Origin of the sequence: Rhizobium sp. UBA1881 (assembly GCF_002338015.1) — a bacterium.
Lineage (GTDB): Bacteria > Pseudomonadota > Alphaproteobacteria > Rhizobiales > Rhizobiaceae > Rhizobium.
This window is the reverse complement of sequence record NZ_DDHH01000146.1, coordinates 7,571-8,163: the sequence shown is the minus strand read 5'-3', so window position 1 is coordinate 8,163 and position 593 is coordinate 7,571. Positions and strand designations below refer to the sequence as shown.

The 593-nt window shown below is 68.0% G+C and carries 1 pseudogene; it reads right to left on the bottom strand.

What is annotated here, in order from left to right:
• Positions 1-593: pseudogene (locus B3605_RS17655) on the bottom strand (AraC family transcriptional regulator); the annotation flags it as partial.

The window sequence follows — 593 nt, the reverse complement described above, 5'->3', positions numbered from 1 at the left end:
TGGCGCCGTCTTCCTCGGTCGGGCCGGATATCGGTGCGGGTGCTGGTGGTGGCTGCAGCGGCGCGGGTTCGGTGGATTGGCTGCTGCTGGCGATGGCGGCGGCGGTGCCGAGTGCCAGCAGCGAGATGACATTGCCGATCGCGACCACCGCGCCGGCGTGCGCGCCGCCGGTTCTATAGAAATCGAAGCTGATGACGATATCGGCGGTGGCGGAGGCGAGAAGTGCCGCAGCGGTAATCAGCAGCGAGCGGTAGGACAAGAGCGCGCCGTCGAGCCGCGAGGAGACGAGGCCATCGGGGCCGTGGCGGGCGAGCCAGATGAGGGCTGCGCCATAGACCGTGAAGGTGGCGGTGATGAAAATGCCGACGGGGCCACGCCAGAAGATCATCAGCGCGAGGATGATGGCGGCGGGCAGGAGATGCGGCGCAAGGCGCAGCCACGAGAGGGTGTTGTCGCGCCCGAGGTTGCTGAAGCTGATCCAGGCGAAGGCGGCGATCAGGGCGGCGAGCACCGCCTGGCCGGGCATCAAGGCGATGATGTCATAGCCCCAGCGCAGGCCGAGCAGCACAGATTGCAGCGCGTAGAGCCCGATC